Annotated in this window: 19 protein-coding genes; 7 read left to right on the forward strand and 12 right to left on the reverse strand. The window is 64.3% G+C overall.

Annotated features, from left to right (window positions below; translation table 11 throughout):
• Window positions 1-374 precede the first annotated feature (374 nt).
• Window positions 375-1,178, forward strand: a complete 804-nt coding sequence (locus DJFAAGMI_RS13970) for a tetratricopeptide repeat protein (protein ID WP_211457595.1) — start codon at window positions 375-377, stop codon at window positions 1,176-1,178.
• A gap of 100 nt (window positions 1,179-1,278) precedes the next feature.
• Window positions 1,279-1,980 (forward strand): tetratricopeptide repeat protein, encoded by a 702-nt coding sequence (locus tag DJFAAGMI_RS13975; RefSeq protein ID WP_249334315.1) that lies wholly within the window; start codon window positions 1,279-1,281, stop codon window positions 1,978-1,980.
• A 55-nt stretch (window positions 1,981-2,035) separates the two neighbouring features.
• Here the strand turns inward: DJFAAGMI_RS13975 and DJFAAGMI_RS13980 are convergent, their stop codons facing one another.
• Window positions 2,036-3,214, reverse strand: coding sequence for an alpha-hydroxy acid oxidase (locus DJFAAGMI_RS13980; RefSeq protein WP_211457597.1), 1,179 nt, complete (start codon window positions 3,212-3,214; stop codon window positions 2,036-2,038).
• Between the two features lie 198 nt (window positions 3,215-3,412).
• Here DJFAAGMI_RS13980 and DJFAAGMI_RS13985 point away from each other — a divergent pair, with 198 nt between their 5' ends.
• From DJFAAGMI_RS13985 to lldD, 4 genes are all read left to right on the forward strand, one after another.
• Window positions 3,413-5,071 (forward strand): L-lactate permease, encoded by a 1,659-nt coding sequence (locus DJFAAGMI_RS13985; RefSeq protein WP_043006410.1) that lies wholly within the window; start codon window positions 3,413-3,415, stop codon window positions 5,069-5,071.
• Between the two features lie 462 nt (window positions 5,072-5,533).
• A complete protein-coding gene (gene lldP, locus DJFAAGMI_RS13990; RefSeq protein WP_211457598.1) occupies window positions 5,534-7,198 on the forward strand; it encodes an L-lactate permease in 1,665 nt (554 codons plus the stop codon).
• 17 nt (window positions 7,199-7,215) lie between these two features.
• Complete coding sequence (lldR, locus tag DJFAAGMI_RS13995; RefSeq protein ID WP_003058121.1) at window positions 7,216-7,986, forward strand: transcriptional regulator LldR; 771 nt, start codon at window positions 7,216-7,218, stop codon at window positions 7,984-7,986.
• Window positions 7,983-9,119 carry an FMN-dependent L-lactate dehydrogenase LldD gene (lldD, locus tag DJFAAGMI_RS14000; RefSeq protein ID WP_211457599.1) on the forward strand — a complete coding sequence of 379 codons (1,137 nt, stop codon included), beginning with the start codon at window positions 7,983-7,985 and terminating at the stop codon, window positions 9,117-9,119. The genes lldR and lldD overlap by 4 nt, the downstream gene beginning before the upstream one ends.
• A 40-nt stretch (window positions 9,120-9,159) precedes the next feature.
• On the opposite strand, the gene DJFAAGMI_RS14005 is transcribed toward lldD, so the two are convergent.
• Together DJFAAGMI_RS14005 and DJFAAGMI_RS14010 are read right to left on the reverse strand one after the other, a co-directional pair.
• Window positions 9,160-10,041, reverse strand: a complete 882-nt coding sequence (locus DJFAAGMI_RS14005; protein WP_211457600.1) for an EamA family transporter — start codon at window positions 10,039-10,041, stop codon at window positions 9,160-9,162.
• On the reverse strand, window positions 10,038-10,658 hold the full coding sequence (locus DJFAAGMI_RS14010; RefSeq protein WP_211457601.1) for a nitroreductase family protein: 621 nt from the start codon (window positions 10,656-10,658) through the stop codon (window positions 10,038-10,040). The genes DJFAAGMI_RS14005 and DJFAAGMI_RS14010 overlap by 4 nt, the downstream gene beginning before the upstream one ends.
• 80 nt (window positions 10,659-10,738) lie before the next feature.
• Between DJFAAGMI_RS14010 and DJFAAGMI_RS14015 the strand changes: the two genes are divergently transcribed.
• On the forward strand, window positions 10,739-11,632 hold the full coding sequence (locus DJFAAGMI_RS14015; RefSeq protein ID WP_043006415.1) for a LysR family transcriptional regulator: 894 nt from the start codon (window positions 10,739-10,741) through the stop codon (window positions 11,630-11,632).
• Window positions 11,633-11,659: 27 nt separating this feature from the next.
• On the opposite strand, the gene pbpC is transcribed toward DJFAAGMI_RS14015, so the two are convergent.
• From pbpC to DJFAAGMI_RS14060, 9 genes are all read right to left on the reverse strand, one after another.
• The gene (pbpC, locus tag DJFAAGMI_RS14020; protein WP_249334317.1) at window positions 11,660-14,035 is read right to left on the reverse strand and encodes a penicillin-binding protein 1C; all 2,376 of its coding nucleotides are present in this window, start codon (window positions 14,033-14,035) and stop codon (window positions 11,660-11,662) included.
• 183 nt (window positions 14,036-14,218) lie between these two features.
• Window positions 14,219-14,776 (reverse strand): HdeD family acid-resistance protein, encoded by a 558-nt coding sequence (locus DJFAAGMI_RS14025; protein WP_211457602.1) that lies wholly within the window; start codon window positions 14,774-14,776, stop codon window positions 14,219-14,221.
• Window positions 14,777-14,863: 87 nt separating this feature from the next.
• The gene (locus tag DJFAAGMI_RS14030) at window positions 14,864-15,739 is read right to left on the reverse strand and encodes an endonuclease/exonuclease/phosphatase family protein (RefSeq protein ID WP_211457603.1); all 876 of its coding nucleotides are present in this window, start codon (window positions 15,737-15,739) and stop codon (window positions 14,864-14,866) included.
• Window positions 15,740-15,820: 81 nt separating this feature from the next.
• Window positions 15,821-16,207: a VOC family protein gene (locus DJFAAGMI_RS14035; protein WP_211457604.1), complete on the reverse strand. Its 387-nt coding sequence runs from the start codon at window positions 16,205-16,207 to the stop codon at window positions 15,821-15,823.
• Window positions 16,208-16,241: 34 nt separating this feature from the next.
• On the reverse strand, window positions 16,242-17,108 hold the full coding sequence (locus DJFAAGMI_RS14040) for a carbohydrate ABC transporter permease (RefSeq protein ID WP_211457605.1): 867 nt from the start codon (window positions 17,106-17,108) through the stop codon (window positions 16,242-16,244).
• Window positions 17,105-18,061 (reverse strand): carbohydrate ABC transporter permease, encoded by a 957-nt coding sequence (locus DJFAAGMI_RS14045; protein WP_249334319.1) that lies wholly within the window; start codon window positions 18,059-18,061, stop codon window positions 17,105-17,107. The genes DJFAAGMI_RS14040 and DJFAAGMI_RS14045 overlap by 4 nt, the downstream gene beginning before the upstream one ends.
• Entirely contained in the window at window positions 18,061-19,350 is a 1,290-nt protein-coding gene (locus DJFAAGMI_RS14050; RefSeq protein WP_211457606.1) for an ABC transporter substrate-binding protein, read from the reverse strand. Before DJFAAGMI_RS14050 ends, DJFAAGMI_RS14045 begins: the two co-directional genes overlap by 1 nt.
• Window positions 19,351-19,396: 46 nt before the next feature.
• On the reverse strand, window positions 19,397-20,518 hold the full coding sequence (locus DJFAAGMI_RS14055) for an ABC transporter ATP-binding protein (protein ID WP_211457607.1): 1,122 nt from the start codon (window positions 20,516-20,518) through the stop codon (window positions 19,397-19,399).
• A 225-nt stretch (window positions 20,519-20,743) separates the two neighbouring features.
• On the reverse strand, window positions 20,744-26,755 hold the full coding sequence (locus tag DJFAAGMI_RS14060; RefSeq protein ID WP_211457608.1) for an alpha-2-macroglobulin family protein: 6,012 nt from the start codon (window positions 26,753-26,755) through the stop codon (window positions 20,744-20,746).
• Window positions 26,756-26,873 lie beyond the last annotated feature (118 nt).

A 26,873-nucleotide genomic window follows, 5' to 3' on the forward strand; every position in this document is an offset into this window, starting at 1 on the left:
GCTGCAGTTCGTTAGGTGACTAGAATGCCTCCTCGCCCTGGCCCGGCAGTCCGGACATCGGAATGCCTGTGCCATGAAGGGCGCCGACTGATGCTCCAGACGTTCCAGACCCATAACCGGCGTGAATCAGCGATGACCCGATGGTCGGCGCTCTCGCCATGCTGCTTTGCGGCACGCTCACGCTCTGCCGACTGCTGAACCGTGGGTATGCCCGAGCATTCAGGGCAAGACATCAGGGCAGTCTGAAATCAGGAGCCGCCTTGCCGTTACAGGCGGGGCACGGCCCATCTATTGCAAGAACATCAAAAGAAATGCAGAAAAAAAAGCTTCACCTTTACTCCACTGCCGCATTGTTGCTTGCCAGCACCTTGGCAATGGCTCAGCCATCGGACCTGCTGCACAAAGCGCAAGCGGGGGATGCACAGGCACAGCTGGATCTCGGCCAGATATACGTGGAAGGCCGAGGTGTGGCGCAAAGCGACGAAAGAGCCGCTCATTGGTTTGGTCTTGCGGCAGCACAAGGCAATGCATTGAGCCAGAGCAATCTCGGCTTGATGTATGACCGGGGCCGTGGCGTGAAGCAAAGCGACCAGGAGGCCGTCAGGTGGTACCGTCTTTCGGCTGCGCAGGGAGAGGCCAACGGCCAGTTCAATCTGGGCGTGATGTATGACGATGGTCGTGGCGTCGAGCAAAGCGATCAGGAGGCCGTCAAGTGGTATCGGCTCGCTGCAGCGCAAAACCATCTCGATGCCCAGTACAACCTGGGACTGATGTATGTCAGCGGCCGTGGCGTGGAACAAAGCGATCAGGAGGCCGCCAGATGGTTTGGCATAACGGCCGCAAAAGGTCATGACTCGGGCCAGGCCAACCTCGCCGTGATGTATGCCGCCGGTCGCGGCGTGCCACTCGACGAAAAGGAAGCAGCCAGACTGCTGGGCCTGGCCGCAGAACAAGGCAATGCGACGGCTCAGGTCAACCTCGGCACGATGTTCGAGGAAGGCCGTGGCGTCAGACGCAGCCTGTCTCAGGCCTATTTCTGGTACGCCCTGGCGGCCGCCCAAGACCTGGAAGACACGGTGTCGCTGCGCGATGCTGCGGCCCGCAAGCTCAAGCCCGCAGAGCGAGCTGCACAGGACTCAAGAATCAGCCGCTGGAAACCCAAGCCGCAAATGCGCTGAATCTGCACACTCGAAACCGCAACTCCCCATTGACAAGCAGGCCATGAAAAAGCCCTTCAGCCGTCTCCTTTGCGCAGCCGCCTTGCTGCTCTGCAGCACTTTGTCCATCGCACAATCGCCCGAACTGCTGCAAGCAGCCGAGGGCGGCGACGCCCAGTCACAGTTCAAACTCGCAGCCGCCTACCTCACAGGCCGTGGAGCCCCCAAAAACGATGAGGAAGCAGCCAGGTGGTTCCTGCTGGCAGCAAAGCAGGGCCACGCCGAGAGCCAGTCCAATATCTGCCTGATGTACGGCCGCGGGCGCGGCGTTCAGCAAAGCGATGAGGAAGCGGTCAAATGGTATCGCCTGGCCGCAGAACAAGGCGATGCCGACGGTCTGTTCAACCTCGCGGTGATGTACGACGACGGCCGGGGCGTGGCTGAGAACCAGGAAGAGGCCGTCAGGCTGTATCGCCTTGCCGTGGCACAAAACCATGTGTCGAGCCAGAGCAATCTCGGATACATGTACGACCATGGCCGTGGCGTGGCGCAAGACAGCAAGGAGGCCTTCAGGTGGTACATGACTGCGGCAGAACAAGGGGATGCCAACAGCCAGTTCAACGTGGGCTCCATGTATGCCCTGGGACGCGGCGTCAAGCAAAGCTGGCCTCAGGCCTACTTCTGGGCGTTGTTGGCAGCCAAGGATGGCGAGAAGGATTCGGCCAAGCAGCAGGAAATCATCGCCAAGAAATTGAAGCCGGCGCAACGGGCCAAGATCCAGCTGCAGGTTCAGGAATGGAAGCCCAAGACCGGTAACTCCTGACCTGCGGGCAGAGGTCGCGACGGCTCGCAGTACAGCAAGCCGCCGACAACGCAGATCAGATCACTGCAAACGGCTTGGGGTAGGTGCCAGGCAGCAGAATCTCCTTGCCGACCTGGTCGATATGGGTGTGACCGCAGAAGGCCATGGTCGTATCCAGCTCCTTGTGGATGATCTGCAGCGCCTTGCTCACGCCGGCCTGGCCATAGGCCCCCAGACCGTAAAGAAAGCTGCGACCTATCATCGTGCCCTGCGCGCCCAGGGCCCGGGCCTTGAGCACGTCCTGCCCGCTGCGAATGCCGCCATCCATCCAGACTTCGATGTCCTTGCCCGCGGCCTCGGCAATCGATGGCAAGGCGGCAATCGAGGACGGCGCACCGTCGAGCTGACGGCCGCCATGGTTGCTGACCACCAGCGCGTCAGCACCGCTTTGCGCCGCCAGACGCGCGTCTTCGGCATCCATCACACCCTTGAGGATGATCTTGCCGCCCCAGAGCTTCTTGATCCATTCCACATCGTTCCAGTTCAGCGAGGGGTCGAACTGATCTGTCGTCCAGGACGACAGCGAGGACACATCACCCACGCCATCCACGTGGCCGACGATATTGCCGAAGCTGCGGCGCTTGGTACCCAGCATTCCAAGGCACCAGTGCGGCTTGGTCGCCAGATTGAGCAGGTTGGCAAGCGTGGGCTTGGGAGGAGTGGACAGTCCGTTCTTGATGTCCTTGTGACGCTGGCCCAGGATCTGCAGATCCAGCGTCACCACCAGCGCCGAGCAGTTGGCCGCCTTGGCGCGGTTGATCAGACGTTCCATGAAGGCCTTGTCGCGCATCACATAGAGCTGAAACCAGAACGGATGGTGATCGGTGTGCTCGGCAATGTCCTCCAGCGAACAGATGCTCATGGTGGACAGCGTGAACGGCACACCAAAGGCCTTGGCGGCCTTGGCCCCGAGAATCTCGCCATCGGCATGCTGCATGCCGGTCAGGCCCGTGGGCGCAATCGCCACCGGCATGGCGACCTCCTCGCCGATCATGGTGGTGCGCGTGCTGCGCCCTTCCATGTTCACGGCCACACGCTGACGCAGCTTGATGGTCTGGAACTCGTCTTCGTTGGCCCGGTACGTGCCCTGGGTATAGGAGCCCGAGTCGGCGTAGTCATAAAACATGCGCGGCACACGGCGCTTGGCCACCACGCGCAGGTCTTCGATACAGGTGATTTTGGAGAGATCGCTCACGACTTCTAGCCTTGTAATGGGAGTTGAGCCCGATGGTAGCCCTCATCGCACCTATCGGCGTTGCGCTCTGGTTTGAAGTGATTTATGCCGCTTTTGAAATTTTCTTCAGCGAGGGCAAATCAAGGGCTAATGCTAGGTGTGCAAGCCTATTCGTCCAGCGACCATCCTTGTTATCACAACAAGCAGGAGAGAAGAGAGATGGTTTGGCAACAGGTCTACGACCCCCTATCGAATATGTGGCTGTCCACATTGCTTGCGGCCATTCCGGTCGTGGTGATGCTGGTGGGCCTGGGCTTTCTGCACATGAAGGCCCACCTGGCCGCAGGCGCAGGCCTGATTGCCGCGCTGCTGATTGCAGTCTTTGTCTACAACATGCCCGGCGAAATGGCGGGGCGTGCCGCCTTGTTCGGCGGCTTCACCGGCCTGCTGCCCATTGGCTGGATCGTGCTGAACATCATCTTCCTGCACCAGCTGACCGAGCAGAACGGCAGCTTCAAGGTGCTGCAGGATTCGCTTTCGGGCATCACCGAAGACCGCCGCATCCAGCTGCTGCTGATTGCCTTCTCCTTCGGCGCCTTTTTCGAAGGCGCTGCCGGCTTCGGCACGCCCGTGGCCGTGACCGCCGCCATCCTGATCGGCCTGGGCTTTTCGCCACTGGCGGCATCCGGTCTGTCGCTGATCGCCAATACCGCTCCCGTGGCCTTTGGCGCCCTGGGCACCCCCGTCATCACGCTGGCCAAGGTCCATGGCTACGACCTGATGGAAGTGACCGCCATGATCGGCCGCCAACTGCCCTTCTTCTCGGTGCTGGTGCCGTTCTGGCTGATCTGGGCCTTTGCCGGTCGCAAGGGAATGATGGAGATCTGGCCCGCGATTCTGGTCACCGGCCTGTCGTTTGCGATTCCTCAGTATCTGGTCTCCAACTTCATCGGCCCCGAGCTGGTGGACATCATCGCGGCCATTGTTTCCATGGCCAGTCTGATCCTGTTCCTGCGCGTCTGGCAGCCCAAGAAGATCTGGACCTCGGCCTCGCTGCGCGGCAAGGATGTCAGCGCCTCCGAAGTCAAGCCGCCCCAGCCCGTGGCCAAGCACAGCAAGAGCGAGCTGATCGCCGCCTGGACGCCCTGGATCATTCTCTCGGTGTTTGTCTTCATCTGGGGTCTGCCGCCGGTCAAGGCCTGGCTCAACAGCCTGTTTGCCCCCGCCTTCCCCATGACGGGCCTGCACAATCTGATCGAGAAAATGCCGCCCGTGGTGCCCCAGCCGACCAAGGAAGGCGCGGTCTACACGCTGAACCTGCTGTCGGCCACCGGAACCGCCATTCTGCTGTCGGCCATCGTCAGCGCCTTCGTCATGAAGTACAACCCGGTCACCATCGTGCGCACCTTCTTCAAGACCACCTGGCTGGTGCGCTACTCGCTGCTGACCATCGTGCTGATGCTGGCTCTGGGCACGCTGACACGCTACTCGGGCACCGATACCACCCTGGGCCTGGCCTTTGCCAATACCGGCGTGTTCTACCCCTTCTTCGGCACGCTGATGGGCTGGCTGGGCGTGGCGCTCACGGGCTCGGACACAGCGTCCAACGTGCTGTTTGGCGGCATGCAGAAGGTCGCCGCCGACCAGTTGGGCCTGTCGCCCAACCTCATGGGTGCCGCCAACAGCTCGGGCGGCGTGATGGGCAAGATGATCGATGCGCAATCCATTGTCGTGGCTTCGACCGCCACACGCTGGTTCAACCGCGAGGGCGACATCCTGCGCTATGTGTTCTTCCACTCGATCGCCCTGGCCTGCCTGATGGGCCTGTTCGTCACCATGCAGGCCTATGTCTGGCCGTTCAAGCTGATGGTGAACTGAGTCCCCGAGCCGCTTCGCGGCTCGCCTCGACGGAGCATCCCGGGGGAATCCGAGCAGGCCATCCAGGCCGCTCGGTATCTCCGGCCCGGGCCGAGGCGATTTCCCGCTTCCCCCCTTCTCAGCCCATCAAGTGGGCACCCCAGCAGCCGCAGCGCCTTCGGGCCTGCGGTTTTTTTGCGCTCTTTGAGAAGGATCGGTGGAATACCAATTCACACATTGGTATTACCAATTAATTACAAAAATCAAGGGAAAACCACTAATTTATGAATAAAACCTCATTCCTATAATCCATCCGACCCAAAACCGCCGCATATTGGTAATACCAATTCAGTAGACGGAGCCGAACCAGATTGCATGTCAGCGTCCGGCGCAGGGTGACACGGTTGTTCAAAGAATTGACGGGGAAGCTTCTGGACGCTCAGGAGGGTTGCCCTCCCCGCGCATATCCAGGAGATCAAGGCAATGCAAGAAATCTGGTCGCAGAACTACGACCCCGCAGGCAATGTGTGGGTGTCAGCGCTGGTGGCGCTGATACCCATCATCTTTTTCTTTCTCGCGCTGACCAAGCTGCGCCTCAAGGGCTATGTGGCAGGCACCATCACGGTGGCGCTGTCTCTGGCCGTGGCGCTGCTGTTCTATCGCATGCCGGTGGCCAATGCGCTGGCCGCAGGCGTCTATGGCTTCTTCTACGGCCTGTGGCCGATTGCCTGGATCATTGTCGCGGCGGTCTTTCTCTACAAGGTCTCGGTCAAGACCGGACAGTTCGACATCATCCGCTCGTCCATTCTCTCGGTCACCGAAGACCAGCGCCTGCAGCTGATCCTGGTGGGCTTTTGCTTCGGTGCCTTCCTCGAGGGAGCCGCCGGTTTCGGCGCCCCTGTCGCCATCACGGCAGCACTGCTGGTGGGCCTGGGTTTCAGGCCTCTGTATGCAGCGGGCCTATGCCTGATCGGCAATACCGCTCCCGTGGCCTTCGGCGCCATGGGCATTCCCGTCATCGTGGCCGGTCAGGTCTCGGGCGTCGATGTCATGGCCATCAGCCAGATGGCCGGCCGCCAGCTGCCGTTCATGACCATCATCGTGCTGTTCTGGCTCATGGCCATCATGGACGGCTGGCGCGGCGTGAAGGAAACCTGGCCTGCGGTGCTGGTCGGCGGCGGCAGCTTTGCACTCGGACAGTTTCTGACGGCCAACTACATCGGCCCCGAACTGCCGGACATCACTTCGGCCATCTTCGCCCTGGTGACACTGACCACCTTTCTCAAGTTCTGGCAGCCCAAGCGCATCTTCCGCTTCGACACCGAGCCGGGCGCAGCCAAGATCCAGACTACGGCCCCCATCAAGCTGACGACCGGCATGGTGATCAAGGCCTGGTCGCCCTTCATCATCCTCACCGCCATGGTTACCATCTGGAGCCTCAAGCCCTTCAAGGCGCTGTTCGCCTCGGGTGGCGCGTTGTCCGGCACGGTCTTCAGCATTCCCGTGCCCATGCTGCACAATCTGGTGCAGAAAATGGCGCCCGTCGTTGCCACGCCCACGCCTTATGGCGCGGTCTACTCCTTCAACTGGCTATCGGCCACGGGGACCGCGATCCTGATCGCTGCCGTGCTCGCCATTCTTTTGCTGCGCCTCAAGCCAGCCGTAGCAGTCCGGACCCTGGGCGAGACCTTCAGGGAACTGGCTCTGCCCATCTACTCCATCGGCATGGTGCTGGCCTTCGCCTTCATCGCCAACTACTCCGGCCTATCCACCACGCTGGCCATGGCGCTGGCCCATACAGGCAAGGCCTTTGCGTTCTTCTCGCCCTTCCTGGGTTGGGTCGGCGTGTTCCTCACGGGATCCGACACCTCGGCCAATGCGCTGTTCGGCGCCCTGCAGGCCACGACGGCAGCGCAGCTGGGGCTGCCCGAGGTTCTGGCCGTGACTGCCAACACCACCGGCGGCGTGACCGGCAAGATGATCTCGCCCCAGTCCATCGCCATTGCTTGCGCGGCCGTCGGCCTGGCCGGCAAGGAATCGGACCTGTTCCGCTTTACCGTCAAGCACAGTCTGGCCTTCCTGGTGCTGATCGGCATCATCTGCACGCTGCAGGCTTATGTGTTTCCGTGGATGATTCCCACCACCTGAAACTCCTGCCAGACCCCATGCCCGCCATCCGCCTGTCCGACCGCGTTGCCCAGCAGTTGCTGGAGCTGATCCAGAGCACCCAGCTCCAGAGCGGCGCCAAGCTGCCGACCGAGCGGGCGCTGGCCGAGCAGTTGGGGGTCTCGCGCACGGCGCTGCGCGAGGCCATACAGAAGCTTGCCAGTCGCGGCGTGCTCGAAAGCCGCGTGGGGGCCGGCACCTTTGTCGGCTCGCGCGTGCCCCTGTGGCACGAGCAGGCCGTCGCACCGCTGGAGTCCTTGCTGCGCGACGACCCCCAATACCGCTACGACGTGCTGGAAGCCAGGCAGGCACTGGAGCTCAGCACCGCCTGGTATGCGGCCCAGCGAGCCACCGACAAGGACCGGGACCGCATCCGCCACTGCTTCGACGACATGCTTCACCACCAGCAGGCGCGCGATGCTGCCAGTGCGGCCCGCTCCGATGCGCAGTTTCATCTGGCGATTGCCGAAGCCTCGCACAATGCCGTGCTGGTACAGCTCATGGGCAGCCTGTTCGAGCTGGTGCTGGGTACCGTGGCCCAGAATCGACGCCTGATGTTCGTGCATGATGATCCCTCGACGCTGGAGCATCTGACTGCGCAGCACCGCAATCTCATGCAGGCCATTGTCGACGGCGAGCCAGAGCAGGCCAGAAGCGCTATCGGCCAGCACCTGGCCTATGTTCACGAAAAGCTGTCCGAGTCGGATGCCGAGGCGGCCCGACGCAAGCGGCTGGATCGTTTCTCCTCTTCCTCCGCCATTTTTTCATGATCATCTCCTCCACCACCGACTACCGCGCGGCTGCGCAAAAGCGCCTGCCGCCCTTTCTGTTCCACTATCTTGACGGCGGCGCCTATGCCGAGAAGACGCTGGCCCGCAATGTCGACGACCTGGCCGACGTGGCCCTGCGCCAGCGCGTGCTCAAGGACATGAGCCAGCTGGACACCAGCATCGAGCTGTTCGGCGAGAAGTTCTCGATTCCCGTGGCGCTGGCTCCGGTGGGGCTGACCGGCATGTTCGCCCGCCGCGGCGAAGTGCAGGCCGCCATGGCTGCCGACAAGAAGGGGATTCCCTTCACCATGTCCAGCGTCTCGGTCTGTCCCATCGAGGAAGTTGCGCCCAGGCTGGGCCGCCCGATGTGGTTCCAGCTCTATGTGCTCAAGGACCGGGGCTTCATGAAGAACGCGCTGGAGCGTGCCCAGGCTGCTGGCGTCTCCACCCTGGTCTTCACCGTGGACATGCCCGTACCCGGCGCCCGCTACCGCGATGCGCACTCGGGCATGAGCGGCCCCAACGCCGCCATGCGCCGCTACCTGCAGGCCGTGACCCATCCACACTGGGCCCTGGACGTGGGCCTGATGGGCCGCCCGCACACGCTGGGCAATATCTCCACCTACAAGGGTCAGAACGTCTCGCTCGAAGACTATATGGGCTATCTGGGCGCGAACTTCGATCCCTCAATCTCGTGGTCGGACCTGGAGTGGATCCGTGACTTCTGGAAGGGTCCCATGCTGATCAAGGGCATTCTCGATCCCGAGGACGCCAGGGATGCCGTGCGTTTCGGGGCCGACGGCATCATCGTCTCCAACCACGGCGGGCGCCAGCTCGACGGCGTGCTCTCGTCGGCACGCGCCCTGCCTGCCATTGCCGATGCCGTCAAGGGCCAGATCAAGATCCTGGCCGACTCGGGCGTGCGCAACGGCCTGGACATCGTGCGCCTGCTGGCCCTTGGCGCAGACTGCACCATGATAGGCCGCGCCTTCGTCTATGCGCTGGCTGCAGAAGGCGAAGCCGGTGTGACCAACCTGCTGAACCTGCTCGAAAAGGAAATGCGCGTGGCCATGACGCTGACCAGCGTCAAGAACGTCTCTGAGATCACTGGCGATCTGCTGGTTCGGGACTGATCCCGCACAGGCTCCGGCCCTGGGCCGGGCCTTGCGGGGATCAGCGCGCCGCGCCCCGCTGCCCCAGCCAGATCCCGCCCATGACCAGGGCCACACCAGCCATCTGCACGGCCGTCAGCGTCTGGTCCAGGAATGCCCAGCCCAGCAAAATAGCCGTCAGCGGACTCAGAAAGCCCAGCGGCGCCACCATGTTCGGCTCCAGCCGGGCAATGCCGCGAAACCACAGCACATAGGTCAACGCCGCGCCCACCAGACCCAGCCAGGCCAGTCCGATCAGATGGCCCAGTGTGGGCGCCGGAAAATCCGGTCCGGCCCACAGCGCCACCGGCAGCAGCAACACTCCTCCGGCCGTGAGCTGCCAGGCGGTGAAGGTCAGCAGCGGTACGGGAGGACGCCACTTGCGCGTGAGCACCGTACCGCAGGCCATGGAAACCGCTCCGGCCAGGCCCGCCGCAATCCCCATCGCATCCAGCCTCACACCAGGCGTGAGCACCAGCAAGGCCACACCCACCAGACCGGCCAGGGCTCCCAGCACCGAGGCCGGCCGCAGCGCGCTGCCCAGCACCCAGGCCGCAAGAAACACCACCACCAGCGGCTGCACGGCCCCGACGGTGGCGGCGGCCCCTCCCGGCAGGCGGTAGGCCGAGACGAACAGCATGCTCCAGAACACCGAGAAATTGAGCGCTCCCAGAATGAACACCCGCAGCCACCACACGCCCTGCGGCAGGCGCCGTGCAAATGCCAGCAACAACAGGCCTGCGGGCAGCGCGCGCAGCAAGGCCACAGTCATCGCGGGCGCCTGCGGCAGCAACTGCGTGGTGACGATGTAGCTGCTGCCCCAGATGGCGGGTGCCAGCGCCGTCAGCAGCAGATCGCGTGCCTGGGTCCGCCTGGACCCAGGCGCAGATTGGCCGGCACTCATGCGAACTCCAGCACCTGATCCAGCGGCCGGCGTGGCTTCTGCGGCCAGTTGCCGGGCGCAGCACGGCCCACGGTGACGAGCATGACCGGCACCTCCTCGCTCGCCAGACCGAAGCTGGCCGCCACGCCTTCGGCGTCGAAGCCGGTCATCGCACAGGATGCCAGGCCCAGCGCCTGCGCCGCGTGCATCAGCGTCATGGCGCCGAAGCTGGCCGAACGCAGGGCCTCGTCGCGCACCGCCTGCGCGCTGGCGTACTGCTGCTGCGCGGCCTGCAGCCATCCCTGCGCCATGGCGGCAGGCATGAAGCCAGCGTCCACAGAGGGCTGCAGCCGTTCGGCAAGCGCCTCGGGGTCGGCCAGCACGCCGCAGACGATGAAGCAGACGGCCGCTTCCTGCACCTTGGCCTGGTCCTGCGCCACGGCGCGCAGCCTGGCCTTGGCCCCAGGCGTGCGCACGGCGATGAAGCGCCAGTTCTGAAGGTTGTAGGCCGTGGGTGCGCGCGTAGCCAGCTGCACCAGCCTTGATATGTCGGCATCCGCCAGATGGTGGGAGGTATCGAAGCGGTTGGCCGAGATGCGCTGCTCGATGAGGGTGAGCGTGGGATGAAGTGTTGTCATGGCACGACTGTAGATAATTCACTTCTAATTGATAATTGGCAATTATCAAAATAAACCATTCACCAACAGAGAAGAATCATATGGACCGACTGACCGCCTTGCAAGTCTTTCATCGCATCGCGCAGTGCGGCAGCTTTGCCGAGGCGGGCCGCAGCCTGGGCCTGTCGCCGGCTGCGATCAGCAAGAACATCGCCGAGCTGGAGGCCCATGTGGGCACACGCCTCATTCAGCGCACCACTCGGCGCATGGCGCTGACGGAAGAAGGCCGCCTGTATCTCGAGCATGTCACGCGGGCGCTCGATGCGCTGGCCGATGCAGACTCGGCACTATGCCCGTTCAAGGCTGCGCCCAGCGGCCTGCTCAAGGTCAGCGCGCCCATGACATTCACGCTGACGCAGATCTCTTGCGCCCTACCCGCCTTCCTGGAGCGCCACCCCGGGCTGCAGCTGGACCTGCACCTGGACGACAGGCGCGTCGATATCGTGCGCGAAGGCTTCGATCTGGCCATACGCGGCAGTGACCGGCTCGAGGACTCCTCGCTGATTGCGCGACCGCTGACCTCGATGTCGCATGTGCTGTGCGCCGCGCCCGGCTATTTCGAGAAGCGCGGCCGCCCGCACACGCCTGCCGACCTCAACGGCCTCGAGCACATACGCTTCAGCCTCTCGGGCCATGCAGATGTCTGGGAATTTGAGCAAGGCGGGCGCATGGAGCGCGTGGCGGTCAATGCGCGCTACTCGGTGTCCTCTAGCCTTGCAGTGCGCGATGCATTGCGCGCGGGCTTTGGCGTCAGCCTGATCCCGCTGCCCTATGTCGAGGAAGACCTGCGCTCAGGCCGGCTGCAGGCCGCCCTGGAAGACTGGAGCACGGTGAAGACCGCGCTCTATGCCATTTATCCGTCGCGCCAGCATATGACGCCCAAGCTGCGGGCGCTGCTGGACTTTCTGGTAGCGCAGTTCGATTCTGGTAACTGAGCGCCTGGCCGGCTGACCGGCCGGCATTCAGCGCCGGCGCTGGCCCGGGATCTGCTCCGGCCCGGCCACCAGGGCACCGGCGCCGCGCACTTCCAGCGCGATGCTGTCCAGCACCTTGCCGGATGCATCGAGCAGCTCCAGCTTGTGGCGCCCCGGCCAGGGCAGCCAGCCCAGCTGACTGCCACGCCCCAGCTCGCGCTGCACTTCCCGCATCACGGGTTGCGCATTTTTGTCGGCAGCCGCAGGCGGGCCGTACTGCCGGGTTACCAGCCGCCAGCGCAAGCTGCCGTCACGCCAGTCCTGCTCGGCCGCCATACCGGCCTGACGCGCCACCAGCTGCACGCGCTGGCTGTCGGGTGGAATATCGGGGTCCAGCGCCAGAATCGTGCCATTGGCCGGACGCGAGATACGCACAGCCGCAGCACTGCCGGACTTGCTGCCTTTTTGCCTGGCCAGGCTTTTTTGCTCTGCACTGCCCGCCACGTGATCCATGGCAAACAGCGACTGCTGCGTGCCTTCCACAAACCATTCGCCACGCGCGCTTTCGATGGGCGTGCCGCCACTGGCCAGCGCGCCAAACTGCACTTGTTGCTGCAGCACGCCAGCGGGTGGCCGGGGTGCATGGCTGGACACATTGCGATGCAGGAAGCCCATGATCTCGGCCCAGATGGGCGCTGCGCCGCTGGTGCCGCTCACGGAATGCATGGCTTCGCCACCGGCATTGCCGACCCAGACGCCCACGGTATAGCGCTCGGACCAGCCTACGGCCCAGTTGTCGCGCAAATCCTTGCTGGTGCCGGTTTTCACGGCCGTCCAGAAGCGCGTGGCCAGCACGCTGTCGGTGCCGAAGGTCGGGGCCCGCGCCATATTGTCGGAAAGAATGTCGCCGACGATGAAGGCGGCGCGCGCATCCAGTGCCTGCAGCGGCGCCTCGTTGCCCGGCGCTGCATCGCCGGATCTGCGGCCGTCTGTCCGGGGCAGGGCCCAGCTCACGGGGCGGTATTGACCACCATTGCCCAGTGCCCTGTAGGCATTGGTCAGATTGAGCAGCGCGACCTCGCTGCTGCCCAGCGCCAGGCTGAAGCCGTAGTAGCCGCCGCTTTCACGCAGCGGCAGGCCCAGCTTCTTGAGTTGCTCGAAAAACGCATCGGGCGTGACCATGACCAGCGTGCGCACTGCAGGCACATTGAGCGAGGATGCCAGCGCCGTGCGCGCCGACACCCAACCCTTGAAGCGCCGGTCGTAGTTCTGCGGAATGTAGAGGCCGTTCTGCGTGGGGATATGGGCCGACGAATCCTCGATCAGCGAGGCGGCCGTGATGCGCTTTTCGGCCATCGCCTGGGCATAGAGAAAGGGCTTGAGCGTGGAGCCGGGCTGGCGCAAAGCGGTGACGCCATCGACCTCGGATGCCTGGCTCAGCGTGCCCGAGGATCCCACCCAGGCCAGAATCTCGCCGCTGCGGTTGTCCAGCACCACGGCCGCACCATCTTCCACATTGCGGCCCTGCAGCTCACGCAGATGCTGCTGCAGGCTGGCCACGGCAAAGCGCTGCAAGGCAGCGTTCAAGGTCGAGCGCACCTGCTCGTGCCCCCGGTTCTGCGGCAGCGCCAGCCAGCGCCGCGCAAAATGCGGAGCAACACCCTCGCTGGCCAGCCATTGGCGCCGCTGCAGCACGCTGGAGGTATAGAGCTGCATGGCCGAGCAATCCTTGGCCGCCACATCGTCGGGCACCATCACCTGCAGCACGCCACAGGCACGCTGTGCGACGCGCTCCACCGACGCATTGGGCGCACGCACCAGGGCCGCGGCAATGGCCGCCTCGCGCGCATCCAGCCCATGGGCTGCCTTGCCGTACAGGCTTTGCGACAGCGCGTCGATGCCCACGATCTCGCCGCGGAACGGCACCATGTTCAGATAGGCCTCGAGAATCTGGTCCTTGCGCCAGCGCCTGTCCAGCACCTGGGCCGCCACGGCCTGCCCCACCTTCTGCACCACGCTGCGCCCACCCGGTCCCTGACGCCAGTCGCCGTCGAGCAGACCTGCGAGCTGCATGGTGATGGTGCTCGCGCCGCGCGTGCGCGTGTTCCAGAGATTGCCCCAGGCGGCGGCGGTGACGGCAGCCCAGTCCACGCCGCTGTGCTCATAGAAACGCCTATCCTCACTGAGCACCAGGGCCGTGCGCAGCGCCGGCGATACATCGGCCAATGCCACCCAGGGACCGCGGCGCACCGTGCTGTCGGTGCGCAGGCGCTGCAGCAGCTCGCCCTCTCGCGACAGCAGCAGGGTCTCCGAGGAGCGATGCTCGCTGCGCACCTCGTCGTAGCTGGGCACGGCATGGCTGCTGGAGGCAAGACCCAGCCACAAGGCGGCCGTCATGCCGACGGCCCGCCAGGACTGTTTCATTCTCGGGGGCTGGAAATACCGCTGCATGCCTTGTTCCATGTCGTTGTGCGCTGTTGGAAGTCAGCAGGCATTGTCCCAAAGATGGCCCGGCAAACAGACTGCTCAGACAAGCGGCAACAAAAAAGCGGCTTCTGCGAGCCGCTTTTTCCCGAAGTCACTGCCTCTCGGAACAAGCTTAAGTGCTCAGGCCGTGAACTTCTTGATCTTGAACGCCAGTATCACCATCAGCACACCGAAGATCACGGCATAGGTCGCCAGCACCCACAGCATGGCCATCATGCCCGCGCCGGGCTGCATCAGCACGAAGATGCCGAAGAGTACCGACAGCAGCCCGCCGAGCACCAGCAGCCATTCGCCCTGAATTTCCTTGCGCAAGCGCAGCGCCGCGACGATCTGCAGCACACCGGTCATCAGAGCCCAGACACCGATATAGATGGTCAACACCAATGCGGTGATCGCCGGGTTGACGACCGTGAGCACCCCCACCACCACCCCCGTCAGCCCCCACAGCAGAACCACCCACCAGTGACGCGACTGCTGGCGGCTCTTGATGGCGGTGTAGATGCCCAGCAAGCCATCGACAAACACATAGGCGCCGAACACCAGCACCAGTGCGGCCGCGGATGCTGCGGGCTGCATCCAGGTCAGCACGCCGAAGATGATGGCGGCGGCACCGCGCAGCAACAGCACCCACCAGCTACGGTGCAACATGATGGACATGGACGGAATTTCTACAGGCATGAAGACTCCTCTCTTTCAGGGTTCCACATCACTGCGACTGGCGCAGCAGCAGGTATCTCGAATCCAGCTCCGACCCTAACAATAAGTTCAGCCCAGCGTCAACATCACCGGCTGGTGATCGGACGCCTCTGTGGTGCTGTCCACACGCCAGGCCTGCACATGCTGGCACAGGCTGTCGCTCACCCACAGCAGATCGCAGGCTCCGGGCTCGGCGCCCCAGGTCCGGTCCACCAGCCTGAAGGTGGGCGGCTGCGGCAAGCCGGGGTGCAGCAGATCCCAGCTATTGCGCCACTGGCCGGCCTGCAGGCAGCCCTGTTCACCGGCCGCCCACGGGGCGGACAGGACGGCATATTCGGGCTCGTGCGGCTCGAAGTTGAAGTCCCCGCAAAGCACGGCATGGCGGGTATGCGGCTTGGTCTGGTAGGGCGAGCCGTCGCTGGCCGGCTGCGGCGGGGCATCGGCCAGTGCACAGGCCTGCATCTGCAGGTCGCGCAGGGCGCCGGCCTGGGCCATGCGCTGGCGCTTCGAAAAATACTCGAGGTGCGTGGTCATGATGCGTACCGGCCCCAATGCCGCGTCAGCGACCGTGACCACCGAGCACATGCGCTGCATGCAGCGCACATCGGCATCGGCCGGCATGGGCAGCGGATGGTGCTGCAGCTGCAGCAGCGGCAGGCGCGTGGCGACCAGATTGCCAAAGCGCTGATGTCCCCGGGGCGTGAACTCGTCGACCGAGGCACCAAAGACAATCTGCCAGCCCGGCAGCAGCGCCTTCAACTCGGCCGGCTGATCGCCGGGTCGGCCCTGCAGATCGGGGTAGTTGACGGCGATCTCCTGCAGGCACAGCACATCCAGTCCGCCGGACTGCTCGCCCATTTGCAGCGCGTGGCGCACGATGCGCTCCACACTGACCTGTCCATCCATGCCACAGCACCATTGCACATTCCAGCTCAGGATATTCATCTTGTCGCTTCTTTCTACATCGAAAAAGACTGCTGCGCCTGCCTGCGCAGCGCTGGCAGCGGCTATTTTCAGAGCAGCCGATCAGGCCAGGGTCTCGCGCAGCTGAAACACATTGCCTTCGCAGTCCATGGCATTGCAGACCGCAAAGCCGGGGCCTTGCCAGCGCTCGTCAAACACCTGGCCGCCCAGTGCCTGCGCGACGCTTGCGGCCTCGGCGATCGCGGGCACGGTGACGAAGAACTTGAGCGCCACATCGGCACGGCACTGCGGCGGCCTGCCGACCTGGACCCGCGCCGCGATCTCGGCAGGCAGGGCGTGAATCAGCAGTTGCAGGGCGGCGGACTCCAGCACGATGATGTGCTCATCCTCATGCAGCCGCTGCATGTCCAGCACCTGTTCGTAAAAGCGCGCCAGGGCCTGGAAGTCCTTGGCATAGATCAGCACACCAGCAGCAGCGGGACCGGGCATCGTCAGCTCCTCAAAGAGTCTGACTGTATCCCGTTCACTTGATTCCCGCGCGCATGAAGCTCTGCACGAACTGGCGCTGGAAGATGAGAAAGGCAAGCAGCAGCGGCCCCGAAGTCATCAGCGTGGCAGCGCAGATGGTCGACCATTCCACGCCCGACTCCACGCTGGAGAAAACCTGCAGGCCCACGGTGAGCGGACGCGCCTGCACGCTGTTGGTGACGATCAGCGGCCAGAGGAAATTGTTCCAGTGAAAGCTCACCGAAACCAGCGCAAACGCGGTGTAGACCGGCCTGGCCAACGGGACGTAGACGCGCCAGAGAATCTGCAGCGTGCCCGCACCTTCCACGCGCGCGGCCTCGTCCAGTTCGCGGGGTATGCCCATAAAGGTCTGGCGCAGCAAGAAGATGGCAAAGGCCGAGGCGAAATACGGCAGCCCCATGCCCACCAGGGTATCGACCGCGCCCAGCCTGGACATGGTCTGATAGTTCGCCACCAGCAGAATGTCCGGCATGATCATCAGCTGTACCAGCACCAGCGCAAACGCCACATTGCTGCCGCGAAAGCGCAAGCGCGCAAAAGCAAACGCAGCCAGCGTGGACAGCAGCAGCTGCACCGCCAGAATCATGGCCACCAACAAGATGGTGTTGAGGAAATAGCGCGCAAACGGCGCGGCTTCCCAGGCATGGCGGAAGTTCTGCAGCGTCCAGGGCGCGGACAGATCCAGGCGCGTGGACGCATCGGACGGGTGAAACGCCGTCCAGACCGCATAGGCAAGCGGCAGCAGCCACAGCAGGGCCAGCGTCCAGGCGGCCAGGGTGTCCAGCCATGAAGAGCCATAAAAGCTCAGGCCCCGGTCCGTCCCGGCGCTGCTGCGCGTTGATGGAAAGGCAGCAGCAGTCATTGATAGTGCACCTTTTTGTCGAGCACGAAGAACTGGAACAGCGCCACGGCAGCCAGCACCGTGACCAGCACCACGGTGATGGCTGCGGCATAGCCGGTGTCCCAGAATTTGAAGCCCACTTCGTAGAGGTGATAGAGCAGCAGCGTGGAGGCATTGTCCGGCCCGCCGCGCGTGAGAATGAACACATGATCCACCAGCCGGAAGGCATTGATCACGGCGTTGACCAGAATGAAAAGCGTGGTCGGCATGAGCAGTGGCCACTGCACGCGGCGCAGGAAATACCAGCGCGATGCGCCTTCGATGGCCGCCGCCTCCTTGAGGCTGGGATTGAGCGTCTGCAGCGCGGCCAGATAGAAGATCATGAAAAAGCCGGCCTCCTTCCACACGGCCACCAGCGTGATGCAGGCCAGGGCCGTGGAAGGATCGCCCAGCCAGTTGTGCGCGTCCAGGCCCAGTGCGCCGCGCACCTGCTCCAGCAGTCCGTACTGGGGGGTGTAGAAGAACAGCCAGATATTGGCCACGGCAATCATGGGCAGCACCGTGGGCGTGAAATACGCCATGCGCAGCCAGGCCCGCCCCGCGAGCCTCTCGTTGACCCACAGCGCCATCAGCAAGGCCAGTCCCATGGACAGCGGAATGGTGGCTGCGGCAAACCAGAGGTTGTTGCGCACGGCCTGCCAGAACACGGGGTCGTCGACCATGAGCGCATAGTTTTCCAATCCCACCCATTCGCCGGACTGGCCGCCACGCGCCGTGGCGTGCAGGCTGTCGATCAGCGTGGACAAGGCCGGCCAGTGCGTAAAGCCCAGCAGCAGCACCAGTGCCGGCATGAGCAGCAGCCAGGCATGCACGGCCTGCCGGCGTGCCGCGGCCTGCGCCAGCCTGCGGGCGGCCCTGGATGACAAGGGCGCCGCCATGGCGCCACTGCCGGTGTCAAGCGCCGGACTGCTCATTACTGGTAGCGACGCAGAATGCGGTCGGATTCCTTCTGCGCATCGTCCATGGCCTGGGCTGCGGTCTTGGTGCCGTTCAGGGCCGCCTGGATCGCATCGTTGAGCACCTTGGTCACGCGCTGATTCTCATGGGTGGAATACTCGGCCACCGACACGGGCAGCTGATCGCGCGCCACCAGGGCCTGGGGAAATTCCTGGCCGTACTTCTTGAGCGCAGGCGTCTCGTAAGCCGCAGGCGAAACCGCCACATAGCCGCTGTCCATGCTCCACTGCGCGGCACGCTCGGGCTGGGTCACCCATTTGGCAAACTCGAACGCAGCCTGCTGCTGCTCCCTGGGCGCGTTCTTGAAGATGTAGAAATTGCCCCCGCCCGTGGGCGAGCCCTTGCGGACATTGCCGGCGATCTGGCCGACGCCGAAGTCGAACTTGGCATTGGCGCGGATATTGGTGAGATTGCCCGTGGTCGTCACGATGATGGCGGCCTTCTTTTCCATGAAGTCCCTGGGCGTCGTGCCCCACTCCACCACGCCGGCCGGATGCACGCCGTCCTTGACCAGACTCACCCAGAAGTTCAGCGCTTCCACCACCTTGGGGTTGTTGAGGGTGACGCGGGTGCCGGACTCGTTGGCCAGCAGCACATCATTGGGCGTGGTCAGGGTCTGCAGCATCCAGTAGCCAAAGCCCGTGGACGGAATCTGGATGCCGTATTGCACGACCTTGCCGCTGGCGTCCTTCCTGGTCAGCTTGTGGGCTGCCTCCCTGAGTTCCTTCCAGTTCTGGGGTGCCTTGTCGGGGTTCAGGCCGGCCTCCTTGAAGGCCTGCTTGTTGTAGTACATCACCACGGTGGAGCGCTGAAAGGGCACGCCCCAGGTCTTGCCACCGGTCTGGCTGTTGGCCATGAAGGCCGGGTAGAAGCCCTTGAGCCAGGCCTTGTCGGCATCGGTCTTCACAAAGTCGTCGATGGGCACGATGGCGCCCTCGTCCATCAACGTGAACATATCGGTGGACAGCAGCACCGAGGTCGCAGGCGCCTTGCCCGCCTTGTGCGCCGTCAACGCCTTGACGATGGTTTCCTGATACGTGCCCGCATAGATGGGCGTGAGCTTGTACTGCGGATGCGCCTTGTTGAAGTCCGCCGCATAGCCATCGATCACCTTGGTGATGGGGCCTCCCACGGCCACGGGGTAATAGAAAGGCACTTCCAGTGGGGACTGCGCAAGAGCAGTGCCCGCCAGGCCAAGGCCGGCGGCAGCGGCGAACAGGCCGTGAACAAAGGTTTGACGACGCATGGGAATCTCTCCTCGGGATTTGCAGACAATGGAAAACGCTGGCGGCTCAGGCTGCGGCCAGCAAGGAGCGGGCGGATTCCACCGCCTGCCCGCACACATGAATGCGCCCGCCCTGCGCATCGAACCAGTGCGCAGCCTGCTGCGGCCAGCACAGGAACACGGCCTGCCCGGGCTGCAGTTCGGAATGGGCATGGCCGGGCACACGCGCCGTCAGCAGCTCGCTGCCCACCCGGCAGCGCAGCACCAGATCGGCGCCCAGATATTCAAAGCCCTGCACGGTGGCCGGAATGCGCTTGCCATCGCCCTCGACGGCGCCATCGGCATCGCGTGCCACGGCAATCACCTCGGGGCGCACGCCCAGAGCCTGCGGATAGGCGCCGCCCGCCACCAGATCCGGGGCCACAACCACATCGCTGTCGGCAATCCGGTTGCCTTGCAGGGCCACGATGTTCATGGCGGGTGTGCCGATAAAGCGCGCGGCAAACGTGGTTGCGGGCCGGGCATAGATTTCACGCGGCCCGGCGGCCTGCTCCACCAGGCCCTTGTTGAGCAGCACCACCTGATCGGCCATGCTCATGGCCTCGGCCTGATCGTGGGTCACATAGACCACTGTCAGCCCCAGACGCTGCTGCAGCTCGCGCAGCTCGGCGCGCATTTCCTGGCGCAACTGGGCATCGAGATTGGACAGCGGTTCGTCCATCAGGCAGACCCTGGCCTGCGCCACCAGCGCACGACCCAGTGCCACGCGCTGCTGCTGGCCGCCCGAGAGCTGTGCTGGCCGACGGTCCAGCAGTGCCGTCAGCCCCAGCAGCTCGGCCGTTTGCTCAAGACGCTGCCTGCGCTCGACCTTACCAACCTTGCGCACCTGCAGACCGAACTGAATGTTGTCGGCCACGCTCAGATGCGGGAACAGCGCATAGTTCTGGAACACCATGGCAATGCCGCGCTGCGCAGGCGGCAGATGGGTGACGTCGCGACCATCGATGCGCACCGCCCCCGAGGTGGGAATGTCCAGCCCGGCAATCATGCGCAAGGTGGTGGATTTGCCGCAGCCCGAAGGACCAAGCAGGACGCAGAACGAGCCTGGTTCAATGCGCAGATTCACGGCATGCAGGGCCGTGGCGTCACCCCAGGATTTGGCGACGTTCTCCAGCTCGATCAAAGACATCGCGCCAGTCTAGAAAGACTGGATGACAGCCGCGTGTCATCCCGGGTATTGTCAAAAACAGGAGCTTCTATCGCTTTCCATTCATTGATTTCAGATAGAAATGCCTTTGAATCATCCTTTTCAAAGGCGAAAGCAGCTTCTGCATCGATAGCACCAGTGCATGAAAAAGCCCCGGCTGCTGGCGCAGACCGGGGCTTGGCGTAGGGCCGAGAAACCGCCGAGGGCTTACTTGGGCATCACCACCTTGAGCTTGGCATTGGGAATCTCGCCAAACATCTCGGGCGCATACAGCGCTTCTGCACGCGTGGGTGGCAGTGCAAACTCACCGGCATTGTTCAGGCGCACGGTGTATTCGACCTTGGTCGTCCCTGCGGGCAGGTACTGGTAGTAGGCACGGTAGGACTCGAAGCTTCGCTCTTCGTAGGCCAGCCAGCCGGCACCCTCCTGCTTCTCGCCCTTGGACGCGATCTCCGAATCACGGCCCAGGCCGCCGCCCAGAATCGTCGCCCCCGTGGGTACGGGATCGGTGATCGCCACCCAGGTCATATCGGTCTTGGCCTGCACTTCCAGCGTCACGCGCAGCACATCGCCGCGCGTGTACTGGCCGCCACCAAACAGACCCTTGTCCGCCTGCTCCACGGGCGTGACGGTCTTCTTGATGGTGTAGCCGGCGCTGAACGGCGCCTTGAGAGCCACGGCCGCCACGGACTGCACGGTCAGCCAGGGCTTGCCCGTGCCTTGCTGCGTCACGCTGAGCTGACCCTTGCCGGCCTTGGCCCAGGGCATGAACATGGTGTTGTTCATCAGACCGCCGGCGCGCACGGGTTCACCGAAGACGCTGTTGGCATGGGCAGTGCCCTGCGCATCCTCGGCAGTGGCGCGCCTGACATCGGCCCAGTTCACCTTGGCCTCGTTACCGTTCATGCTGGCCACGGTGCTGCCGGCCACGGGCTCGGACTCGAACTTCTGCGAGAAGCGGCGCAGCGCCAGAGCTCCCCAGAGGTTGGCCGTGGTCGTGTTCCAGGCACCGGACTGCTGGCGCGCGATAAAGCCGCTGACCAGACGCGGCATGTCTTCGGTCCAGGTCGGATCGTTGATGGTCGCCAGAATCAGGCGTGCCAGATTCACGTCCGGGCCCTGCATCAGCCACCACCAGCTATCGTCCTGGTCGGTCGAGAAGCCGGCACGCGTGCCGTTGTAGGTCAGGCGGGCACGCAGAATCTGCATGGCCTGGGCCAGGCGCTCATCGCGCTGCGGCGCATCGCTCATGCGTTGCAGCAGCATCACCCAGTCGATGACCGTGTGCGTAGGCCACTGGTTGGGTGTGGCATTGATGCTGTCGAGCATGCGCGGCGTGGCCTTGCCCGACAGTGCCAGCGCGCTGATGGCCGCCAGCTTGCGCATTTCCAGATCCTTGCGCGGGCTCCAGAAGTTGCGCTGGATGCGGCCTTCCACGAACGCGATCAGGCCGTCCTCCATGCGCGCGCGCTCTGCGGCCGGGATCACGAAGCGCTTGTCAACGCCCTGTGCCATGGCCGACATATTGAGCAGATGCGCGGTCAGGGTGTCGCTGCCGCGGCTGGCCGAGCCGTCCTGCGGCGGGAAGTAGTTGGCCAGGCCGTCACCGTCCAGATAGTTGGGCAGCTGGGCCATGGTGCTGCCCCAAAGCTCGGCGTTGTTCATGCCAACGGCCTTGCTGGTGGTCTGCTCCAGGCAGGAGTAGGGGTAGCGGGCCCACCAGTCGCGCACGCCGGGCAGACCTTCGGTCAGCTTGGGTACCAGCGACATCTGCAGGCCGCCACGGCCTGGCAGCGCGTCAGCGGGCGGATTCACGGGCACGCTGTAGCTGCCGTTGACCTGCACCAGCGTGGCCTGCTGCACCGACAGCGGCACGGCTGGCACGATGCGCTGGCTGATCTTGAGCGCATCCTGCGCCGCGTCGGCGCCGCCAGCGGTATCGCGCGCGGAAATCTCCCAGATCAGCGCTTCGGCACGCGTGCCGGAGAGCTGGGCCGGAGCCTTCACGTCCCAGGCCACTTCACGCGCCTCGCCGGCGGGAATTTCCACGGTCTGGGCCTTGAGCTCCAGCATGGTGGCGCGCGGCGTGACCTCCACCTTCATGGCCTTGGCCGAGGTGTTGCGCAGCGTGACCTGGGCGCGGAACTGATCGTCCTCGCGCACCAGCGGCGGCAGGCCGCTGATGATCTGCAGATCCTGCGTGGTGCGAATCGCCGCCTGGCCGGTACCGAACAGGCTCACGCCCGCATCGGCCACGGCCACCACCTGGAAGGTGGTCAGGGCATCGTTGAGCGGCACCTCGATCAGGGCCATGCCGTTGCCGTCCAGCACCACATCGGGCTTCCACAGCAGCAAGGTGTCCAGCAGTTCGCGTGTGGGGCTGCGGCCTCCGCCACCGCCCGCAGGCACGGCCTTCTTGCCATAGTGGCGTCGGCCAATCACCTCCATCTGGGCGGTTGCCGTCTGCACGCCCCATTCGCGGCGTGTCAACATGGCATCGAGCAGATTCCAGCTGCTGTTGGGCATCAGCTCCAGCAAGGCCTGGTCCACGGCCGCCAGCGCCACATGGGCACCTGCAGCAGGCTTGCCATCGGGCAGCGTGGCCTTGATGGTGACCTTGGCCGTGCCGCGCACCTTGTAGCTGGACTTGTCCGAGGACACCTTCACATCCAGCGTATTGCTCTTCAGGCCCACGCGAATTTCGGACATGCCGAAACGGAAGGCGGGCTTGGAGAGGTCCACCATGGAAGTCGGGGCGATGAATTCCTTGCCATCATTCCAGAAGGCACGCCACCATTCCAGCGGCGACTTGAAGCCCCAGGTGAAGAAGCTGTACCAGGGCACTTCCATCAGGCGGCCGCGCAGCGCCAGCACGCTGACATAGGCGTTGGGACCCCAGTTGTCTTCGACCTTGACGTCCACCGTGGGGTTCTCGCCCGTCAGCTCCACCACCTGGGTGCTGACGACGCCCTCGCGCTCCACGGCCACCAGCGCCGTGGCGCGGCGGAAAGGCATGCGCACCTGGAAGCGCGCGGTCTCGCCGGGCTCATAGCTCTTGCGCTCGGACAGCACGTCCATGCGGTCATGGTCTTCGCCACCGAACCAGAGCTCGCCCTGGCCCGTGACCCACACCGAGGTCGCGGCCTGGCTGCTGCGGCCGTCCTTGTCGGCAGCCTTGACGATCAGCTCCACCTCGCCGGGCTGGGACAACTGGGCCTCGCATTGCACCAGGCCATGGCTGTCGCTGGTGCCCGAGCACACGGTGCCCAGATTCTTGAGAGTGGTCTGGTTGTCGTAGCTGTAGAAGCCACCCACCAGTCGCTTGCGGCTGGAGGTGGTGATGCGCGCCACGGCCTCGACCTTGACCGGCACGCCGGCCTGGGCCTTGCCTGCCGTATCCAGTGTCAGCGCCTGGAAGCGCAGCTTGCGATCCACCGAGATCCAGTTCTCGGAGCGCACGCCCGCCACCACGGCGGCAGGCCAGATGGTGCGCGTGCTGCGCAGGGTCTGCACCTCGCCGTTCGGGTCGGCGTAGGTCGCTTCCATCAGCAGCTCGCGCGGCTCGCCGGACTTGGGCAGCTTGTCGATGCTGACCTTGCCCAGACCGTTCTTGTCCAGCGTCACGGGCAGCTTGTCGGCCACCACCTTGGTCTCGTCGGCCGCCGTGCTTTCCTCGTCGTCGCTGCTGCCCATGTCCTGGGCACTGCGCGGCGGGTTGAAGCTGAAGCCGTCCCAGTCCGCGAAATTGAGCGACTTGGAACGCAGCAGCGCCGAAACCTTGACCGGCAGGTTGGCGGCAGCACCGCCGGAGACATAGTTGATCTGCACCTCGGCAGGCACGCTGCTGACCGCATAGAGCTGATCCTTACCGGCAGGCCCCACGCGACCTTCCATCACGGGCAGTCGGAACTCCTCGACACGGAAGATGCCGGTGCTGAAGCTGGAGCGGCGGCCGTTGCCATTGGTATAGCCCAGCTCCACCGCATATTCGCCCAGCTTGGCGGCCTTGGAGATGGGGAACTCGCTGGTCGCGCTGCCGTTGGCATTCCAGCTCAGGGCCTGGGTGAAGCGCTGGCCGCTGCCCAGATGGGTGATGGTCAGGCGGTCGGGCTTGTCCTGGGTCTGCTCAAAGCCCGTGGAGTTCTTGCCGGGCCCGGTCAGGGCACGCAGAAAGTGCTTCATGGACACGGTTTCGCCGGCACGGAACAGCATGCGGTCAAACACCGTATGCGCGACTTCGTCGCGCTTGTTGCTGGAGCTGGTCGGCACATTGAAGCGCCAGGACTCGATGCCCTTGTTCCAGTTGCTCCAGACGAAAGCCAGCTCTTCACCGGCATCGGTCTTGGCCCGCGCACTCACGAAATAGGAACTGCTGCGGTAGTAGCCGTCTTCGTTGCTGCAGGAGGGCGGATTGGGGTTGAGGCCGTTGAAGGTCACAATGCCTTGCGCGTCGCTCACGGCCGATGCAATGGCCTGGCCGTTGCAGTCCGAGACCTGCACCGTGGCGCCCGGCACCACCTTGCCCTTGTCCAGCGTCGTCACCCAGGCCACGGAGTTTTCGCGGCCCAGCTTGAAGTGCACGGCCAGATTGGTCACCAGCACCGAGGTGCGCACATACATGGTGCGGCCCGCGCCATAGCCTTCGTCGAGCAGCGACTGGCCCAGCATGGGCGAGGCAATCTCCACCACCTGGAAGCCCGGGTTCAGCGGAATGCCGACGACCTCGAAGGGACGCGGATCGTTTCTGGCAGCCTTGGGCAGCTCCAGCGTCTGGGTCTGGCTCTGACCGTCCAGCAGCGACAGCATGCGGGTCTGCACCCAGTGCTTGTCGTCGTTGATGACCGGTGGCAGCACCTTCACATCGCGCGCAGCGCGCTTGCGCTCCACGCTATAGCTGTCATAGCGCTCGACCTTTTTGAGCCAGGCGATGATGTCGGCATCCGAGCCGCCTTTCTTGGTGCGCACCACGCTGGCGTCCAGCGACTTGCCCAGGAGCTGCGGCTCCACATTGCGCAGCGTCACGGGCAGCAGCGCCGGGCCCTTGGGGCCTTCGGCAAAACGCTCGACGATGCCGAAGGGTGCGGCAGCAAACTTCACCAGCGGCGGCATATTGCCCGTGGCCGTGGCCAGCGGGAACATATTGGCATTGCTCAGCGTGCGACCCGCGGCATCCTTGAACTGCGGCGGCAGCTCCACCACATACTTGGAGTTCGGCTGCATGGTGGCGGGGAAGGTCACGCTATCCACCAGCGAATCCTCGGCCAGCTTGTCGCCGTTCTGCTCGATGATGGGTGCCACGGCCGAGGCACCGCTCTTGAGGCGTATGCCCTCGATCAGCTTGCGCGGCACCGGCGCGCTGAAGGACAGCCGCATGGGGCGGATCGGCAGACAGGCGGCATTGGCGTTCTCGCGCTCGCAGCTGAAGTCGGCGCTGAACGGCTGGCGCACCTGATACTCGTAGCGCTGCTCGTCCTTGCTGGCCAGGCCGTTGGCCATGGCCACGCCCTTGCCATAGACCAGGGTCATCTTGCTGCCCGAGGTCAGGCGGCGGTTACAGGCCAGCACCGCATAGTTCTGCGGATTCTGGGCCGCATCCTTGTCCCAGTGGCGCTGCTTGAGCACGGCCTCGCGGTCCTTGCCCTCGATCAGCTGCACGGGAATGCGCTCGCCCACGCCTTCGGAGGTACACCAGACACGCTGCTTGAGGCTGTCGACGGATGCTGCTCCCGTCAGGCGCAGCGCGAAATACTGCTGCTCGTCCACCTCTTCATAGGTGTCGGGCGCGATGCGGGCCACCTGCGGGCCGCCGGTCTGGAACTGATAGCTGGCAGCACCTGTCAGTGCCCCGCCCGAGACGCTCTTGAACTGCGGGTTGAGCTGGGCCGTGCAGCGCACGCCTGCGGGCAGGTTCTGGGCAAAGTCGAAGACCCATTCCTTTTCGCTGTTCCAGCGCCCCGTGCCCTTGGCGGCCTGGGCATTGCTGCACTGCAGATTGACCGGCGCCTCGGCCTTGGGGTCGCCAAAGCGCACGGCAGGTGCATCGAACTGCACCACCACCTGCCCCACCTTGCTCACATCGCCTTGCGGGCTGAACTGGCGCACCCCGACGGCGTGAGCCGCCGTGGCCGCCAGACCCCATAACAGGCCTGCCTTCAGCAGCCCGCGCCAAAGCGGCGCGACCTGCTCCCTCTTCCTTCCCTCTGCATAAGGCACAGTCATACAGTCACTTCCTTTTGGGGCAGGCATGCCGCCGGCCCTGGCTGTTTGAATCTGAAGTCTGGAATCAGCGACGCAGCAGTGCGGGGCGGCAGAATGCAAAAAGCCCTGCCTCACAGGT

Source organism: Comamonas brasiliensis (genome assembly GCF_018292285.1).
In the GTDB taxonomy this organism is placed as follows: domain Bacteria; phylum Pseudomonadota; class Gammaproteobacteria; order Burkholderiales; family Burkholderiaceae_C; genus Comamonas; species Comamonas brasiliensis.

What these genes read in the sequence shown, in the direction of transcription:
- lldD (WP_211457599.1), top strand. Translation starts at nt 7,983, where the DNA reads ATGATCATCTCCTCCACCACCGACTACCGCGCGGCTGCGCAAAAGCGC.
- lldR (WP_003058121.1), top strand. Translation starts at nt 7,216, where the DNA reads ATGCCCGCCATCCGCCTGTCCGACCGCGTTGCCCAGCAGTTGCTGGAG.
- DJFAAGMI_RS14040 (WP_211457605.1), bottom strand. Translation starts at nt 17,108, where the DNA reads ATGACTGCTGCTGCCTTTCCATCAACGCGCAGCAGCGCCGGGACGGAC.
- DJFAAGMI_RS14045 (WP_249334319.1), bottom strand. Translation starts at nt 18,061, where the DNA reads ATGAGCAGTCCGGCGCTTGACACCGGCAGTGGCGCCATGGCGGCGCCC.
- DJFAAGMI_RS14055 (WP_211457607.1), bottom strand. Translation starts at nt 20,518, where the DNA reads ATGTCTTTGATCGAGCTGGAGAACGTCGCCAAATCCTGGGGTGACGCC.
- DJFAAGMI_RS14025 (WP_211457602.1), bottom strand. Translation starts at nt 14,776, where the DNA reads ATGCCTGTAGAAATTCCGTCCATGTCCATCATGTTGCACCGTAGCTGG.
- DJFAAGMI_RS14015 (WP_043006415.1), top strand. Translation starts at nt 10,739, where the DNA reads ATGGACCGACTGACCGCCTTGCAAGTCTTTCATCGCATCGCGCAGTGC.
- DJFAAGMI_RS14035 (WP_211457604.1), bottom strand. Translation starts at nt 16,207, where the DNA reads ATGCCCGGTCCCGCTGCTGCTGGTGTGCTGATCTATGCCAAGGACTTC.
- DJFAAGMI_RS14050 (WP_211457606.1), bottom strand. Translation starts at nt 19,350, where the DNA reads ATGCGTCGTCAAACCTTTGTTCACGGCCTGTTCGCCGCTGCCGCCGGC.
- lldP (WP_211457598.1), top strand. Translation starts at nt 5,534, where the DNA reads ATGCAAGAAATCTGGTCGCAGAACTACGACCCCGCAGGCAATGTGTGG.
- DJFAAGMI_RS14010 (WP_211457601.1), bottom strand. Translation starts at nt 10,658, where the DNA reads ATGACAACACTTCATCCCACGCTCACCCTCATCGAGCAGCGCATCTCG.
- DJFAAGMI_RS13985 (WP_043006410.1), top strand. Translation starts at nt 3,413, where the DNA reads ATGGTTTGGCAACAGGTCTACGACCCCCTATCGAATATGTGGCTGTCC.
- pbpC (WP_249334317.1), bottom strand. Translation starts at nt 14,035, where the DNA reads ATGAAACAGTCCTGGCGGGCCGTCGGCATGACGGCCGCCTTGTGGCTG.
- DJFAAGMI_RS14005 (WP_211457600.1), bottom strand. Translation starts at nt 10,041, where the DNA reads ATGAGTGCCGGCCAATCTGCGCCTGGGTCCAGGCGGACCCAGGCACGC.
- DJFAAGMI_RS13970 (WP_211457595.1), top strand. Translation starts at nt 375, where the DNA reads ATGGCTCAGCCATCGGACCTGCTGCACAAAGCGCAAGCGGGGGATGCA.
- DJFAAGMI_RS14030 (WP_211457603.1), bottom strand. Translation starts at nt 15,739, where the DNA reads ATGAATATCCTGAGCTGGAATGTGCAATGGTGCTGTGGCATGGATGGA.
- DJFAAGMI_RS14060 (WP_211457608.1), bottom strand. Translation starts at nt 26,755, where the DNA reads ATGACTGTGCCTTATGCAGAGGGAAGGAAGAGGGAGCAGGTCGCGCCG.